The sequence below is a fragment of the Nostoc sp. genome (assembly GCF_035638895.1).
Classification (GTDB): domain Bacteria; phylum Cyanobacteriota; class Cyanobacteriia; order Cyanobacteriales; family Nostocaceae; genus Nostoc.
Window position 1 is genome coordinate 1 of the sequence record NZ_DASQZC010000299.1, and the last position, 16,991, is coordinate 16,991.

6 protein-coding genes are annotated in these 16,991 nt (G+C 38.0%); all 6 read right to left on the bottom strand.

The annotated features are described in order from the left end of the window. Positions 1-2,624: type I polyketide synthase (locus tag VE944_RS14550; protein ID WP_324978145.1), on the bottom strand; the 2,624-nt coding region annotated here is incomplete at its 3' end. Positions 2,625-2,684: 60 nt separating this feature from the next. Next, positions 2,685-4,346, bottom strand: a complete 1,662-nt coding sequence (gene panP / locus VE944_RS14555) for a pyridoxal-dependent aspartate 1-decarboxylase PanP (protein WP_324978147.1) — start codon at positions 4,344-4,346, stop codon at positions 2,685-2,687. Positions 4,347-4,462: 116 nt separating this feature from the next. Beyond that, on the bottom strand, positions 4,463-7,861 hold the full coding sequence (locus tag VE944_RS14560; protein WP_324978149.1) for a non-ribosomal peptide synthetase: 3,399 nt from the start codon (positions 7,859-7,861) through the stop codon (positions 4,463-4,465). Then, positions 7,858-12,603 carry a type I polyketide synthase gene (locus VE944_RS14565; RefSeq protein ID WP_324978150.1) on the bottom strand — a complete coding sequence of 1,582 codons (4,746 nt, stop codon included), beginning with the start codon at positions 12,601-12,603 and terminating at the stop codon, positions 7,858-7,860. Before VE944_RS14565 ends, VE944_RS14560 begins: the two co-directional genes overlap by 4 nt. Before the next feature lie 14 nt (positions 12,604-12,617). Next, positions 12,618-15,863: a non-ribosomal peptide synthetase gene (locus tag VE944_RS14570; protein ID WP_324978152.1), complete on the bottom strand. Its 3,246-nt coding sequence runs from the start codon at positions 15,861-15,863 to the stop codon at positions 12,618-12,620. An 83-nt stretch (positions 15,864-15,946) separates the two neighbouring features. Continuing rightward, on the bottom strand, positions 15,947-16,990 hold the full coding sequence (locus tag VE944_RS14575) for a TauD/TfdA family dioxygenase (protein ID WP_324978154.1): 1,044 nt from the start codon (positions 16,988-16,990) through the stop codon (positions 15,947-15,949). Position 16,991 lies beyond the last annotated feature (1 nt).

The following is a 16,991-nucleotide window of genomic DNA, read 5'->3' on the forward strand; positions in this document are numbered from 1 at the left end:
GTATAAAATCCTGACCAGTCAATCTGTACACCAGCTAGCCACAACCGACCTAATGTCTGTAATAAAAAGCTAACATCAGATTGTTGGTCTTGAATATGGCGTAAGGAAGTTAATACTTGTTGTTTGCTATTTTTATCTAAATGCTGTGTTGTTAATGTGCTTAAAGTTCGTCCTGGACCTACTTCTAGAAAAATACCTTCAAACTGCTTTAACAGTAGAGATATCCCATCTGAAAACCTCACAGTTTGCCGCAAATGTTGACACCAATAATCGTGATTTGTGGCTTGTGCATCTGTAATCCAAGTACCAGTTACATTAGAAATAAACCGAATGCGTGGTGGATTCAGTTTGACTTTTTTTACAGCCTCAATAAATGCTTCTAGTATTGGTTCCATCATTTGGGAATGGAACGCATGAGATGTATGCAAAAGCCGACATTCAACTTGTTGAGAGGATAATTGATTTTTTAGTGTAGCAACTGCCTCACAGCTACCAGATACTACACATGAAGATGGGCTGTTAATCGCTGCGATTTGTAGAGAATTTTTATCCAACGTCTGTGCAGAGAGTAGCGATCGCACATCTTTTTCTAGAAGCCTAATTGCCAGCATACTTCCTCTGGGTACTTGTTGCATTAACTCTCCCCTTCTTGCCACAATCAATAGGGCATCTTCTAGGGAAAATACACCTGCTAAGGTTGCTGCGACATATTCCCCGATGCTGTGACCAATCATCGCTTCTGCTTGTACTCCCCATGACATTAATAACTGCGCTAGGGCGTACTCTGTAACAAATAACGCGCTTTGGGTGAGGGCTGTTTGTTGTAGTTGCTTTGAAGCAGTCTCTGTGTCTTGTTCTTTGGGATACAGTAGGGAGCGGATATCAAGACCGAGGTGGCGTTGCAAAATCACAGCGCAACTATCTACATGTTTTTTAAACGTCGGTTCGACTTCATATAGTTCTCGACCCATGTTTGCATATTGTGACCCTTGCCCTGAAAACATCAAGATGACTGGACAATGACCCGGCTCATAGTGGTGACTAAAAATGCGTTGTGGGTCTTGTCTGTTAAGCGATTTCACCGCATCATCTAGATCGTGGGAAATCATGATGCGGCGATAGTCAAAAGCTCGACGACCTACTTGTAAGGTGTAAGAGACATCTGCTAGGGGAATATCGGGGTTTTGTTCTAAATAATCACGCAGTTGGGCTGTTGCAGTGTCTAAAGCCGTGCTGGTTTTGGCTGATAACAGTAACAATTGCCAAGGACGCGAGGGACTCGAAGCCTCAATCACTGGCGCTTCTTCCAAAATAACATGGGCATTAGTCCCACCGATCCCAAAAGAACTTACACCTGCTCGACGGGGTGTACCGTCGGTTTTCCACTCTGATAAATTGGTGTTGACGTAGAAGGGACTATTAGCGAAATCTATCTGTGGGTTTGGCTCCTGAAAGTGCAAACTTGGAGGTATTTGTTTATGTTTTAATGCTTGTATGGTTTTAATTAATCCTGCCATACCCGCTGCTGTATTCAGATGCCCAATATTAGTTTTTACTGAACCGATAGCACAAAAGCCTTTTTTATTTGTGCTAGCACGAAAAGCTTGTGTAAGAGCCTTAATTTCAATCGGGTCTCCTAAGACGGTTCCTGTACCGTGCGTTTCTACATAAGTAACAGTCTCAGGTTCGACACCAGCTAGGGCAAGCGCTTCTAAAATTACTTCCCTTTGACCATCAACACTAGGGGCTGTATATCCAACCTTTAAAGAACCATCGTTATTAACAGCTGAACCCTTGATTACTGCATGAATAAAGTCACCATCGGCAATAGCATCTTCTAATCTTTTCAAGACTACTACACCTAAACCATTGCCACCATTAGTTCCTTTAGCTTGAGCGTCAAAAGCTCGGCAATGACCGTCAGGAGATTGAATTCCTCCTTGTTGATAGTGGTAGCCAGTTTTTTGTGGCACTGCAATAGAAACACCACCAGCTAAAGCAATGTCACTTTCGCCATTCATTAAACTTTGGCAGGCTAAATGGACAGTAACTAATGATGTAGAGCAAGCAGTCTGTACATTGATACTTGGGCCTTTTAGATTTAACTTGTAAGAAACTTGCGTAGGCAGGAAATCTTTATCATTTCCAATCAAAGTTTGGAAGCTGTCTACTGATTCCATCAGCTCTCGGTTGGGATATAAGTTTGAAAGCAGATAGTAACTTGCTGCTACACCAGCGAAAAGACCAATTTGACCACTATAAGTTTCAGAGTTGTAACCAGCATTTTCTAGAGCTGACCAAACACATTCCATAAAAAGGCGGTGTTGTGGGTCTGTAATTTCAGCTTCTCTGGGAGAAAAGCCAAAAAAGGAAGCATCAAATAACTCTATATCTTCTAATACACCGCTTGCTTTCACATAATTTGGATCATTCAGCGATGCTGAATCTATCCCAGCAGATATTAATTCCTCGTCTGTGAAAAAAGAAATGGACTCTACACCATCCCGCAGGTTTTGCCAAAAGCTATCAACTTTATTTGCTCCAGGAAAACGACCTGCTATACCAATAATAGCGATTTCGTCTTTATCATTTAAACTATGAATAAAATTATTTGCTATATCCATAAGTCAAACCCTAATGATCAATATTTTTTATCTAACTTTAAAGCAATCAAGAAAACGTAGTTAATTATTCATTTTTGATAAATCTGAAATTGAAATTCCAGAAGCAATCTGAATTTGATCATTTAAAACTGCGTCAATATCTTCTTCAGTAGTTAATGGATTGGCAATGACTGCACGCATGGCAATTACAGGAAATTCTTTATCCAAGCTGATGGTTGTTTTTGTTGTTCGTGAAATAAAAGTGCGGCCAATCTGACGCTGCATTTTTTGTAAGTATTCATTAAAATTATTAATAATTTGGTTGTCTATTTCTGTTAACTGTTTTTTCGCAATTACTCCTCTAAATTGTTCTGGAATATAGCGATAAATTAATAGATTAGTATCAGGATATGCCAACAATTCAAATTCTGGCATCACCAAAATCCGAGTAGCCATGTATTGAGTTTTCCGAATTCCTTCATCAATCAAAAACTCATATCCCTTAAGCCCAATCAGCTTTAGAGCAGCGTGTAAAAATAAAGCCATGCCCGGTCGAGAACCTTCTAAAGCACGTTTACCTAAATCAAACGATCCCTTACGCATAGTATAGCTAGCATGTTTTTCGATTGAAGAAGCTAGATAAGGGTCGCGGAAAAATACCATACCAATACCCATTGGTAAATACAATTGTTTATGTCCATCAATGGTCACTGAATCAGCTTTTTCAATACCAGCAAGCTTTTGTTGATGTTTTCGAGAAAAGATAACTGGGCCACCCCAAGCAGCATCTACATGAAAATGTATATTATTTTCTTGGGCTATCTTCACAATATCTTCTAGTGGATCAACACTACCAGAATCTGTAGTTCCAGCAATGCCAACAATAGCTATAATATGTAAGTTTTGTTCGCGGCATTTTGCAACAGCTTGGCGTAATGCTTGTATGTTAACTCGATTGTTAGAGTCAACGGTCACTCTAATCAAATTTTGGGTACTAATGCCCATCAAATCCGCAGCTTTATCAAAAGAAAAATGCATCAATTCGGAGCCAATCACAACTGCTCCCTTGTAGCCATAAAAATTTAGAGCTGCTGTTAAACCTTCTTTTTCTACGCCTAAAAACTCATTTTTTGCTCCCAAAGATTTATTTCGGGCACACCACAGTGCTGTGATATTGGCTGTTGTACCACCAGAAGTTAAAATTCCTAATGTACTGTGATTATTTTGAATATGCTGGTTGTAAAAATTATCAGAAAAACTATAAATTTGTCGATGCATCATTGCTAAAGCTTCACGTTCATAAAAGCTCAAAGCTTTAGCAGTCTCTATTTTGACAGCGTTTTGATTCATTGCTGTCATTAGTTTAGCTAGAGGCCGTACAAAAGAAGGAAGCGCCGAGGTCATGTGACCGATAAATTGGGGCGAAGATGTATGTATAGAGTGGGAAATAACGTTATCACCTAAATATTGGAAATAGCTTTCAAAGTCAGTAGGTTCTAAAGGTATTTTGCTCTCCCCAAAATTCTTAATTATTAAATCAATCTCAATATTAGTATTTGCATTTTTTGTAATTAAAAACTCTTCAGAAAAATCATTAACTATCTCATCCATCTGGGTTTCAATAGATTTTCCCAGAGTAGGTACAAACATTTGTTTTATATACTCAGCAATTTCAGAATGTAATATTCGCTCAGTTTGAGAAAAATTATTTGTGGATAAAAACTTTTTTTCACTTAATGTCATTTTGTCTCCTTTGGAAGGTAATTTTTATTCTGCATTGCTAATACTATTTATGAGTTACACAAAAAACTTCTTAATTTATCATTTCTTTGTGTTCTTTGTGGCTAGGTTTTTTAATTTTATAAATTTTGTTCATCTGATTGAGATGAAACTCCACCTTTCTTGATTGCTGTCCGGTGTTCTTTTCTGGCTTGTTTCCGACGCTGTAATGAAGCTGTCCTACCTTCAGGAACATGAGAATGTTTGATAAAAGATGTTTCTTCTCTTGCTTCCTGAATAAAATATCTAGCTAAGTGACCTACGGTTGGATGTTGAAACATTTCGACTAAGAGAAAATCTCTTTGAAATGTTTTTTGCAATTTACTATGAACTTGAACTAAAAGCAACGAATGACCACCGAGTTGAAAAAAGTTATCATGGATTCCTACGTTTTCAACATTAAGTACTTCTTGCCAAATATCGGCAATAGTTTTTTCGACCTCAGTTTGGGGTGGCTGGTAAACTGTTTCCAATTCGGGGCGTGCTGTATCAGGTGCAGGTAGCGCTTTGCGATCAACCTTTCCATTTGGTGTTAGTGGTAGTGCCTCCAGTGTGATAAAAGCTGTTGGCATCATATAATTTGGTAACTTTGACTCTAAAAAGTTACGTAGTTCAGGAATTGTCAGTGTTTGCTCTCTTTGAGGAACTACATAAGCGACTATTCGTTGAGAGTCTGCTGGAGCTTCGCTGACTACAACTACAGTTTCTCGTACTGCTGGGTGTTGGCTAATGATTGCCTCAATTTCTCCCAATTCAATCCTGAAACCACGTACTTTTACTTGGTTATCAATGCGACCTAAATACTCAATATCTCCATTTGGTAAATATCGAGCTAAATCGCCGGATTTATAAAGAAGCGCATTGGGTTTATTACTAAAGCAATTAGGAATAAATCTTTCAGAAGTTAATGTTGGTCGGTTTAAATAACCCCTGACTACACCAGCACCACCAATATACATTTCACCTGGTACTCCTATGGGTACTGGCTGCCTATATCTATCTAGTAAATAAACTTGTAAGTCACCAATTGGACGACCTATTAAACTTGCTGATGCTACTTCTAAGTCTGCCATTTTTAATGGACGATATGTCACATGCACAGTAGTTTCCGTAATCCCGTACATGTTAATTAACTCTGGTGACTGGTCGCCATGACGTTCAAACCAAGGTCTTAAACTCTCAATTTGCAATGCTTCTCCACCAAAAATTACTTTTCGTAGGCTTAGGTTGTTACTATTTTCCAGGGATTCCTCTACCTGTATCAGTTGTCGGAAAGCAGAAGGCGTCTGATTAAGTACAGTCACTTGCTGTGTTAACAATAATTGATAGAACTTTTGAGGTGAACGACTCAACCAATACGGTACTACCACTAATTTTCCACCATATAGCAATGCTCCCCAAATTTCCCAAACGGAAAAATCAAAGGCTATGGAGTGGAATAGTGTCCAAACATCATGTTGGTTAAAATTATAGTAGTGTTCAGTTGCTGCTAACAAACGAACAACGTTGCTGTGATTGACTAAGACGCCCTTGGGTTGACCTGTTGAGCCAGACGTGTAGATGATGTAAGCTAGGTTATCAGTCGTACATTCACTAATTGGGTTTTGTGAGCTTTGTTGAGCTACAATTTCACAATCTGTATCTAGATAAACAACCCTAGTCTGATGTTGTGCCAAATTCTCTATCAGCTGCTGCTGTGTTAGTAGTACTGATACAGCAGCATCTCGCAATATGAAGGCTAAACGTTCTGGTGGATATGCTGGATCTAACGGTACGTATGCACCACCTGCTTTGAGGATGGCTAGTAACCCGATGACCATAGAGAGCGATCGCTCTACACAAATCCCTACCAATACCTCTGGTTTTACTCCTAGCTTTTGCAAATAGTGAGCTAGTTGATTCGCTCGGTTGTTTAACTCGCGGTAGGTTAGTTGATCGTTTTCAAAGACGACTGCGATCGCATCAGGTGTTTTCTGTACCTGTGCTTCAAACAATTCATGGATACATTGGTGTTGAGTATACTCAACTTTTGTGTCATTCCACTCTCGCAGCAATTGATGCTGCTCAGGTTCTGTTAGTAATGATAATTCTAAAAGGCGTAGCTCCGGTTTTGCAACAATCTTTTTAAGCAATGTCTGGAAATGTCCAGCCATCCGTTTTATAGTAGTTTCCTCGAATAAATCTGTATTAAACTCTAGATTAGCAAAAAGCTTTCCTGGTGTTTCTATTATTTCTAAAGTCAAATCAAACTTAGCACTACCATTATCAATTGCCAAGGGACTTACAGTCAAACCAGGCAATTCTAAAATAGGCATTGGTATGTTCTGAAGTACAAACATTACCTGAAATACTGGTGTGTAAGTCAAGTTCCGTTGTGGTTGTAGTTCTTCTACTAATTGCTCAAAAGGTAAATCCTGATGAGCATAAGCTCCTAATGCTACTTTCCGCACACGAGTTAGTAACTCCTCAAAGGTAGGATTACCCGCTAAATTAGTTCGCAGTGCAATTGTATTGGCAAAAAGACCAATTAATCCTTCTAACTCTGTGCGATCGCGGTTAGCGATCGGTGAACCAACAACAATATCTTCACTACCAGTATAACGACATAGCAATATTTTAAAGGCTGCCAGCAGAGTCATAAATAAGGTAGTTCCATGCTGCTGGCTCAATTTATTTAAAGCTATACGTAACTCATCGGATAACTCAAATGAATAACTGGAACCCTGAAAACTGCCAACGGCAGGTCGTGGTTTGTCAGTGGGTAGCTCTAATAATTCTGGTGCGCCCTCTAACTGCTGTTTCCAATAGGATAGTTGTAATTTTAAGGCTTCTCCTTGTAGCTGTTGTCGTTGGAAGCTTGCAAAGTCTACATACTGTATTGGTAGTTGAGCAAGTGGAGACGGTTGCCCTTTAGAAAAAGCTTCATAAAGTGCCGTAACTTCTTCAATTAGTACTCCCATTGACCAACCGTCGGAAATAATGTGATGCATGGTGAACACCAGAATGTGTTCTGTTTCTTTTAGTCGTAGCAAAGTAGCTCGCAGTAATGGAGCTTGGCTCAAATTGAAGGGTCGCTGTATTTCTTGTATAACTAATTTTTTAATTTCAGCTTCTTGCTTAACCTCAGTTAACTCTTCTAGATTTATGGTAGGTAAACTTAAACTTAGAGCTGGAATAATTACCTGAACAGGTTTTTCTTCCATAGTTGCGAAAGTAGTTCGCAAAACTTCGTGGCGACGGACGATTGCATCAAGGGTTTGTAATAGTGCAGATTTACGAAGTACACCAGTAAGACGTAAAGCTGTCCATATATGATTAGCAAAATTACCAGGCTGCAATTGATCTATAAACCAAAGTCTTTGTTGAGCAAAAGATATTGGAAAAATCTGAGGCTTGCCGACCTTTTCTTGAAGTAGTTTTGCCAAAAGATCACGTTTATTTTGTGATGAAACTTCATTAATATCATGAGTATTGGTCATTGAACAGCCCCTTCTGATTGCAACATATTATTAAGTAATAGCTCAACTTCTCGATCTGAAAGTTCATTTATATTTGCTAATGTCTGTTGTTCATTACTCCGCTCAATTCTTTCTATCATTTTGAAGTTAAACTTCTCTTCTAAATTCCGGTTTTTTTCATCAACTATTAAGCCTTGCTCCATGATAGTGGGTGCTTCAAAAAAACCATGTAGAGAGAGTTGTACTTGAAACTCTTGACGCAATCGGGAGAAAACTTGAGTAGCTAATAATGAATCTCCTCCCAATTCAAAAAAATTATCATAAATACCTATCTGTTTAATTCCCAGCAGATTTTGCCAGACTTCAGCAATAGTTGCTTCAACTTCATTTCGGGGAGCAACATAATCATTACGTAGATTAGGGCGGGGATGCCTTAGTTGAGAGAGGCTTGTTGAAGCTGATTTATCTTCTAACAATGCTAATCCCTCTTCCAGATACCTAAAAGAATTATCTTGTTCAATTACTGCTTTAAAATCTTGCGGGGAGACAACAACATGAGACAAACTACTTAGCAAAATACGATTAAAAGCTTCGGCACCTTCTTGAGATAATATTCCTTTTTTTAGATTCTCTTCCCGTTGGAGTTTTAATTGCTCTGGTAGTGCTGTCTCTACTGCCATGCCTACTTCTTGCCAAGTACCCCAGTTGATTGCCACCGTAAATTGGTCAGATTTAGAAGTACGATAATGTGCATAAACATCTAGAAATGCATTAGCTGCACAATAATCGACCTGCCCAAATTCATTTAATATAGAACTTTGAGATGAGCAAAGCACTAAGAAATCTAATTTAATATTTTGTAAGTTTAAAATATCCTCTAATACTAATGTGCCTTTAACTTTTGGCGCTAATACTCTGTTTGCTGCATCTTCTGTTTTTAGTTGAATTATGCCACCACCAGCAATACCTGCTGCATGGATGACACCATTGATTTGACCAAATTTCTCTAAGGCTTCAGCAACGGCTACCTGCATTTGTTCGTAGTTGGCTACATCGGCACTTTTAACCTCGACCTCTGACCCCAACTCTTCCAGCACGAGCATTTTTTGGATTTTGCGGCTAACACTATCTTCACTATCATGAGTTTCTAGCCATTGCTTCCACTGCGATCGCTCCGGTAATCCTTTTCTTCCAATTAAAACTAACTTAGCTTGTACTGTCTTTGCTAAATATTCCGCTAACACTAAACCTATGCCGCCAAGTCCACCAGTAATTAAGTAAACTCCTCCTTCTTTTAACTTAGTTTTACCTAGAGTGCTTTCATGCAGATGGACAGCTTCAAAGGTTTGAATCCAGCGATGAGATCCTCGATAAGCAACTAGATTATCGGTTTGCTGTGTTGTTAACTCCGTAATCAAATAGTCAATAAACTTTTGTGTTAGCGGGATGCTATCAGCAGTAATTACTACATCGATAATACAAGAATTAATGTTTGGATATTCTTTGGGAATTATCTTACATGGCCCCAATATAGTTGCTTTCTCTGGGCATAACTTTTCATCACCAATAACATTATATAAATTGTTTGTTACAACGCTTAACTTGAGAGAATCACTAATGTTTTCTTTTCCTAATGCCTGTATAAAATACAATAAACTCCAAAAACCGAGATTATAGCAATTTTCAAAAGGTTGCTTTTTGAACTTATTGTTAGATAAAGTATTATTTGGCGTAATGCTCCAAAAGTGAGCTACTCCGTTTGGAATCAAACTATCTTTTCGTAGTTCTTGAAGTAAGGCATCATAGTCATCGCTTTGCTGTGGATTAATGGTATATGTGCATTCGTTCAGCTTAGTAAACTTATCTGCAACCCTAACTGTAACAACATGACATTGCTGCTTGAGCCGTTTAGCAACTTCGCCTCCAATTCCATATTCATCTATAAAAACTAACCAGCAGGTGTTTTGCTCAGTTACTAATTCCTTCTCTTGGAAAAACTCAAGTGGTGTAGATTGTTTCCAGATTGGGATATAAAACCAATCGGCAATATCTGGCTTTTTACCTATTGATGGTTGCCACGCCTTTGATAACGTAGTTTCGGGGTCAGCTTCAATCCAGTAACGCTGACGTTCAAAAGGATAGGTAGGCAAAGGAATATGTCTGCGTTGCTCTTTTGCATAAAAGCCTGTCCAGTTTATTTGCAATCCTGATAGCCAAAGCCGAGAGAGAGTATTAAGCAAAAATGCTACATCAGAAATTTGCTCTTGGGGATGTCGCACTGAAGTTAGGGCTACAGCCTGTGAAACCAACTGTCGTTTGACTAGGTTAGTTAATGTTCGTCCTGGGCCAACTTCCAAGAGTATTCGCTCTGGTTGTTGCAGCAATTCGGCGATTCCCTCATTAAACAATACAGGTTGTCGTAGATGTCTAGCCCAGTAGTCAGGATCGATCGCCTGATCTGCCGTAATCCAAGTTCCAGTAACGTTAGAAACAAAAGGAATTTGAGGTGGTTTCAGGTTTACTTCCTTAAGATGCCGTACAAATGGCTCTAAAATCGGCTCCATCATCTCGGAATGAAAAGCATGAGATGTATGCAGGCGGCGACAGTCAACACCCTGCTTCGTCAAACGATTTTGTAATAGTGCGATCGCATCACTAGCACCAGAAACCACACAAAGGGATGGTGCATTGCTAGCTGCTAAAGAAAGTTTTGAACCCAACATAGGTTGTATTTCTTTGGCAGACAGAGAAACGGAAAGCATCGACCCTGGTTCGACTTGTTGCATCAGTCGTCCGCGAGTTACGACTAAAGTCAAGGCTTCTTCTAAAGAAAAGACACCTGAAATACAAGCGGCTACATACTCACCGATGCTATGACCAATCATCGCTTGCGGATGGACACCCCACGCCATCCAAAGTTTAGCAAGGGCATATTCAATTACGAATAGCGCAACTTGCGTTAAGGAAGTTTGTTTCAGTTGTTCTTCTGTAGTTTCTATCGTTGAGGGATAAAGTATATCTTTGAGGTCTAACTTTAAATGTGATTTCAGCAATTCACAGCAATCATCAACTTCTTGTCGAAAAGCTGGTTCTGTTTCATATAAATCCCGTCCCATGTTTACATACTGCGCTCCCTGTCCGGGAAACATAAACACAATAGAATAGTTACGGGTTTCTGAAAAATTACTTAAAATTCTTTCTTGGTTTGGCGCAGTTAGGATTTTTATAGCATCAGGAATATCCTGACATAGCAATATTCTACGATGATTAAAATTTCGGCGACCGACTTGCAAAGTATAAGCTATATCAGCCAGATTAGTCTCAGGATGCTGTGCTAAATAATTAGCAATGTTAGCTGTAGCTGATTCTAAAGCTGTTTGAGTTTTGGCAGAGATAACCAATAATTGCCAGGGACGAGAAACACTCTCTTCAGTTGTAACAACTGGAGCTTCTTCTAAAATTACATGGGCATTACTACCACCAATTCCAAAAGAACTAACTCCTGCACGTCTAGGATATTTGTCTACTTTCCATTCGGAAAGTTTGTTATTGACATAAAAGGGACTATTGGCGAAATCAATTTGAGGATTTGGTTCTTCAAAGTGCAGGCTGGGAGGAATTTGTTTGTGTTTAAGAGCTAAGACTGTTTTAATTAAACCTGCAACACCAGCAGCTGCATCCAAATGCCCAATATTTGTTTTTAAGGAGCCAATTGCACAGAAGTTTTTATTTTTGGTACTGTTTTGGAATGCTTGCGTCAGTGCTGCAATTTCAATGGGATCTCCTAAAGATGTTCCCGTTCCGTGAGCTTCAATATAAGTTATTGTTTCTGCTTCTACTTCTGCAACCAGTTGAGCCGTTTTGATAACTTTAGCTTGACCTTCTATGCGGGGTGCCGTGTAGCTAACTTTGTTTGAGCCATCATTATTTATCGCCGAACCTTTAATTACAGCATGGATAAAATCTCCATCATTTAAAGTATCTTCTAATCTTTTCAAAACAACGATTCCTGCGCCTTCTCCACCTACTGTTCCCTGTGCTTTAGCATCAAAAGCGCGGCAGTGTCCATCAGGAGAATTAATACTTCCCTCTTGATAAATATAGCCAGCTTTTCTTGATGCGCTGATGGAAACACCGCCAACCAAAGCTATATCACATTCACCGTTTAGTAAACTTTGGCAGGCTAAATGTACAGCTACTAATGAGGTTGAGCAAGCTGTTTGAACTGTATAGCTAGGGCCTGTTAAATTAAGTTTGTAAGAAGTACGTGTAGCAAGGTAATCTTTATCAGCAGCGATCGCTATTTGTTGTTCATCTACTAAGTTTCTAATATTTTGATTAAAATAAATGTTTAGTAAATAACCGCTTAAGCTAGAACCAGCAAAAACACCTATAGAACCATTGTAGGTTTCGGAATTATACCCGGCTGTTTCCAGTGCTTCCCAAGCACACTCTAAAAAAATTCGGTGTTGGGGGTCAGTTATTTCTGCATCTCTGGGATTAAAACCAAAAAAGTCAGCATCAAAAAGTTCTGCATCTTCTATAACAGCATTTCTTTTAATATAGTTGGGATTACTAAGAAGTGCTGCATCTACTCCTGCTTGCAATAGTTCTTCATCACTAAAAACAGAAATTGACTCTATACCATTTTGGAGATTATGCCAAAATTCATCAATATTTTTAGCTCCAGGGAATCTTCCTGATAACCCAATAATTGCTATTTCTGAACCGTTAGTAGTATATGCACCAGTTGGAATATTCATTATTTGTTAATTCCTTAATTATTTTCAACTGATTTAATTTTTTGGAGACGTTTTCTTTGTTGCGCCTTCCCAGATGAAATTTTCTCTGCTTGAGTATCATTCTCCTGTAAAAATGCTGTGGAATTAGGAGATGAATTTAAATAGTTGGCTAAAGAATTAATCGTGGGATATCTAAATAAATCCAGGGTTGATAGTTCTGCTTTTAAAATTTCCTGCAATTGGCTGTGAACCGTAACTAAAAGTAATGAATGACCGCCAATTTCAAAAAAATTATCGTGAATGCCTATTTTTTCAAGATTCAAAGCTTTTCGCCAAACAGAGGCTATTGTCTTTTCTACCTCAGTTTGCGGTATCACATAAGTAACTTCTAATTCTGGGCGTAGAACATCGGGCATTGGCAATGCTTGACGGTCTACTTTGCCATTAGATGTTAATGGTAATGCCTCTAATATCATAAAGGCAGTGGGTACCATGTGGTCAAGCAATTTATTCTGCAAGAAGCGGCGCAGTTCAGGAGTTGTTAATGTTTTGTCTGGCTGGAGAGTTGTATAAGCTATTAAAGTTTGATTTCCAGATTTATCCTCCCGAAGGATAACTACACTTGTCGATATTGATGGATGTTGATTTATAACCGCTTCAATTTCTCCTAGTTCAACACGGAAACCACGTATTTTAACTTGGTTATCGATGCGACCGATATACTCAATATCTCCACTTGGTAAAAACCGAACTAAATCACCTGTTTTGTAAAGGCGATCGCCTTCTTGTTTACTAAAGGGATTAGGGATAAACTTCAGGGCTGTTAATTCAGGTTGATTTAGATAACCTCTGGCTAATCCAAGTCCACCAATATGCAATTCACCCGGTACTCCCATTGGCACTGGTTGCAAATATTGGTCTAAAATGTACAACTGGGTATTAGCGATCGCCTTCCCAATGGGTATGGAACCTGTAAAATGTTTCCCGACTGGAACCTGATAAACACAACAGCCTACTACTGTCTCTGTGGGGCCATATTCGTTTACTAATATTGTATCTGGAGCTACATCTTGCCAAAAGGTAATACTTTCAGCTAATAAATTTTCACCACCAATAATAAAAGCTCTCGTTTTATTTGCTATCTCTTCCTTGGATAACTGTTGTTTTAGCAAATCTAAGTGAGCAGGGGTAATTTTCACCAAACTTAAATTTGAGCTTTTCTTTAAAGCTTGAGAAAGGGTTTCAATCCCTTGTTCTTCTGATAGTAATTCTACTGTGCCACCAACTAACAAAGGTGAGAAAAGACTGGTGATTGTTAAGTCAAAACCCAGAGGTGAGTGGACTAAAGTTCCTACTCCCTGTTCTACTGCATATCTTTGAGTAGCCCAACTTAGGTAGTTAACTAATCCTTGATGGGGGATTAGAGTTCCTTTAGGTTTACCAGTGGAACCGGAAGTGTAAATAATATATGCTAAATTTAATTCGCTTGTTGTAGCAATTGGATTTTCATTTTTTTGTTGGTTTATATCCCAATCACTATCTAAATAAATTACTTTAATTCCATTTGTAGCTAAGTCTACCATTATATGCTGTTGAGTCAGCAGCACTGGCATTTGAGAATCGTTGAGGATAAAAGCTTTTCTTTCTAAGGGATAGCTAGGGTCAATTGGTACATAAGCACCACCTGCTTTTAAGATGCCTAAAAGTGCAATCAACATTAAAGGCGATCGCTCAACACAAAGCCCTACCATTACATCTGGCTTAACGCCTAATTTTTGTAAGTAATGAGCTAGCTGGTTAGCACGACTGTTTAATTCTTGGTAGGTAAACTGCTGATTTTGATAAATAATAGCAATGTTTTCTGGCATGCGATCGCACTGCTGTTCAAACCAATGGTGGATGCACTTGTATTGTAGTTCTGGCGTTTTAGTATTATTGAATGCAACTAAGAGTTCTTCCCGCTCTTGTTCGCTGAAGATATCTAATCGTGATATCGCTGTAGAGGGATTATTTATAACACTGATTAACAAAGTTTGCCACTGATTTGCCAAACGTTGAATATCTTCTTTACGGAAAAGTTTTTCATCATAGTGAAATTCTGCTTTGACTAAATTATGTTGTGTACGAACACAAGATAGCCTTACTTTAAATCGGTCAAAGCATACGTAATGCTGATGAACTGAAAATGATACTTGAGGGGCATAATAATTAGTTACTGCTTCTTCAAAATCAAAACAAAATGGTAAATACGAATGTTGTATACCATCTCCATTTATCTTAGGAAATGTGTCCCAGCTAAAACCATCCTGCCATTCAAGTATTTCTTCTGCTAAGTTATTAACCTGTATCAAAGTATTACTGAATGTATCGTTTTCTTGCAGATGACAAGCGAGAGGTAAATATTTGGCAAATAAACCTAATGCTGCTTTTAATTCTTCATAATTGCGACCATCACAACCTAGACCTATAATTAAGTTTGATTGCCCAGTAATACGCCAAAGTAGAATTTGCCAGCAAGTAAGGAAAAATATATCTATTGAAATTTGAGATTTTTGGACAATTTCTTCAATCTTAATGAGTAAGTCGCTGTGAATTGCTAACTTAATAACTTGAGGTTCAAATTTTGATTCTTCAGAAAGCCGATTCTCAAAAGGAAGCTCTAAGGTATCCATATCTGAAAAATCTACTTGCTGCCAATATGTTCTCCTTGTTGCAGTCTCTTCTGCTTCAAGTAATTCATTTTGCCATGTAGCAACATCAGCATATTGTAATGGTTCTTCAGTTATTTCTGCATTCTGCAAACAGATAGTATAATATTGACTAATTTCATAAACTATATTTTTTAATGTTTTATAGTCGGCACACAGAGATGGTAAGTTTATAAATAAAAAGTGTTTTTTGGATGAGCAAATTACCAATTCTACTTTTAATAATTGACCTGACGCTAATTTTACAGACTCTTGCTTTAGTTTATTGAAAACTGCTTCTATCTCTTCCGGTTGAGAAAAGTTATTTTCTAAGGTATGCTCGGCTATAAATATGTTTTTGTTAGTATCTATAACTTGAATAGGTATTTTTAAACCACGCGGACGATGAAAACTTGTGCGAAGAATCTCATTTCTAGCAATAACTTTCTCTAACGCTTCTTTCAGTATTTTTATTTCTATATCTCCTTCAATAAGGATAGCACATTGACTCCGATATAAATAACTATCTTGCTGTAGTAACCAAAGGTGCTTTTGTTGAGGAGATAGTGGAAAACCTTGAATTATCTGTTGCATTTTATGTCTCAATTACAATTTCAAATTTAGTCAAAACTTTTCACATATTATAATAGATAATCATTAGTTGAAAATTAGCTACCTTAAGTTTCACTAAAACTTATCAGTTCGCTCATCGCAACAAAAAGCTTACGTTCTCCCACATAAGGATTGCGCCCATGAGCAGTTAAAATGTTATCAAGTAATAATATGTCTCCTTGTTGCCAAGGAAAAGATATTTCTAGCCTCTGATATACTCCACAGATATCAACCATCGTAGAGTCTGCAATGGGAGTGCCATCGCCGTAAAAGCAATTTCGTGGTAAATCTTCTTTTTTAAAAGATGATAGTAGTGACTCACGGGTTTGTGCATTTAAACAAGCTAAATGCCAATGTTGTGCTTGATTAAACCAAGAAAATTCACCTGTTTGAGGATGCTTTATTACGGCTGGGCGAATAGAAATAGTTCTCAATCCACCGTCTTTTTTCCATTCAAAATCAATTAAATTATTTTGACAAAATTTCTCTACATCTGCTCTACTTTGAGTTTGAAAAACCCTTTGCCAATCAAGCCCTAATCCGTTTCCATAATTACGAACATACATAACTTGCTTTTCAACAAATTGTTCCCTAATTTGGGGTTCTATGAGTTGAAACACTTTACGACTATCAACTATTGGCGTTTCTCCTCCTTGCTGTGCAGGTTGACGGCAGCCAAACAAAATTTTTGCAGGCCATTGATGATTAAAAGAATTCTCGTTATGCCACAATAACTTGCTATCCGCAGGATAAAAAACTGGAGTATAAACTTTACCAGTTACTGTTTCACGGGTATGTTCACCATTTTCATTGAATAGTTCTGAGCAAACCGCTAAACCAAACCTTTCAAATGCGTCTGCTGTAGTAATATTAAATCCTTTAAAAAGTATAGCACCATATTTAATTAAATTTGCATCTATAAATTCTCTATTCGCCTCTGCCCAATCTGCAATATCAACATCTGATATTGAGGGTTTTATAATTAACGGTATTTGCTGATTTCCAAAATTATCTAGTTTAATTAGTTCGGTTTCTAAACTGATAGATTTTCTTCCACGGTTCTGGAGTTTATGCTGTAAGTTAAAGTTGCCTATTTTTAGTTCTTTCATT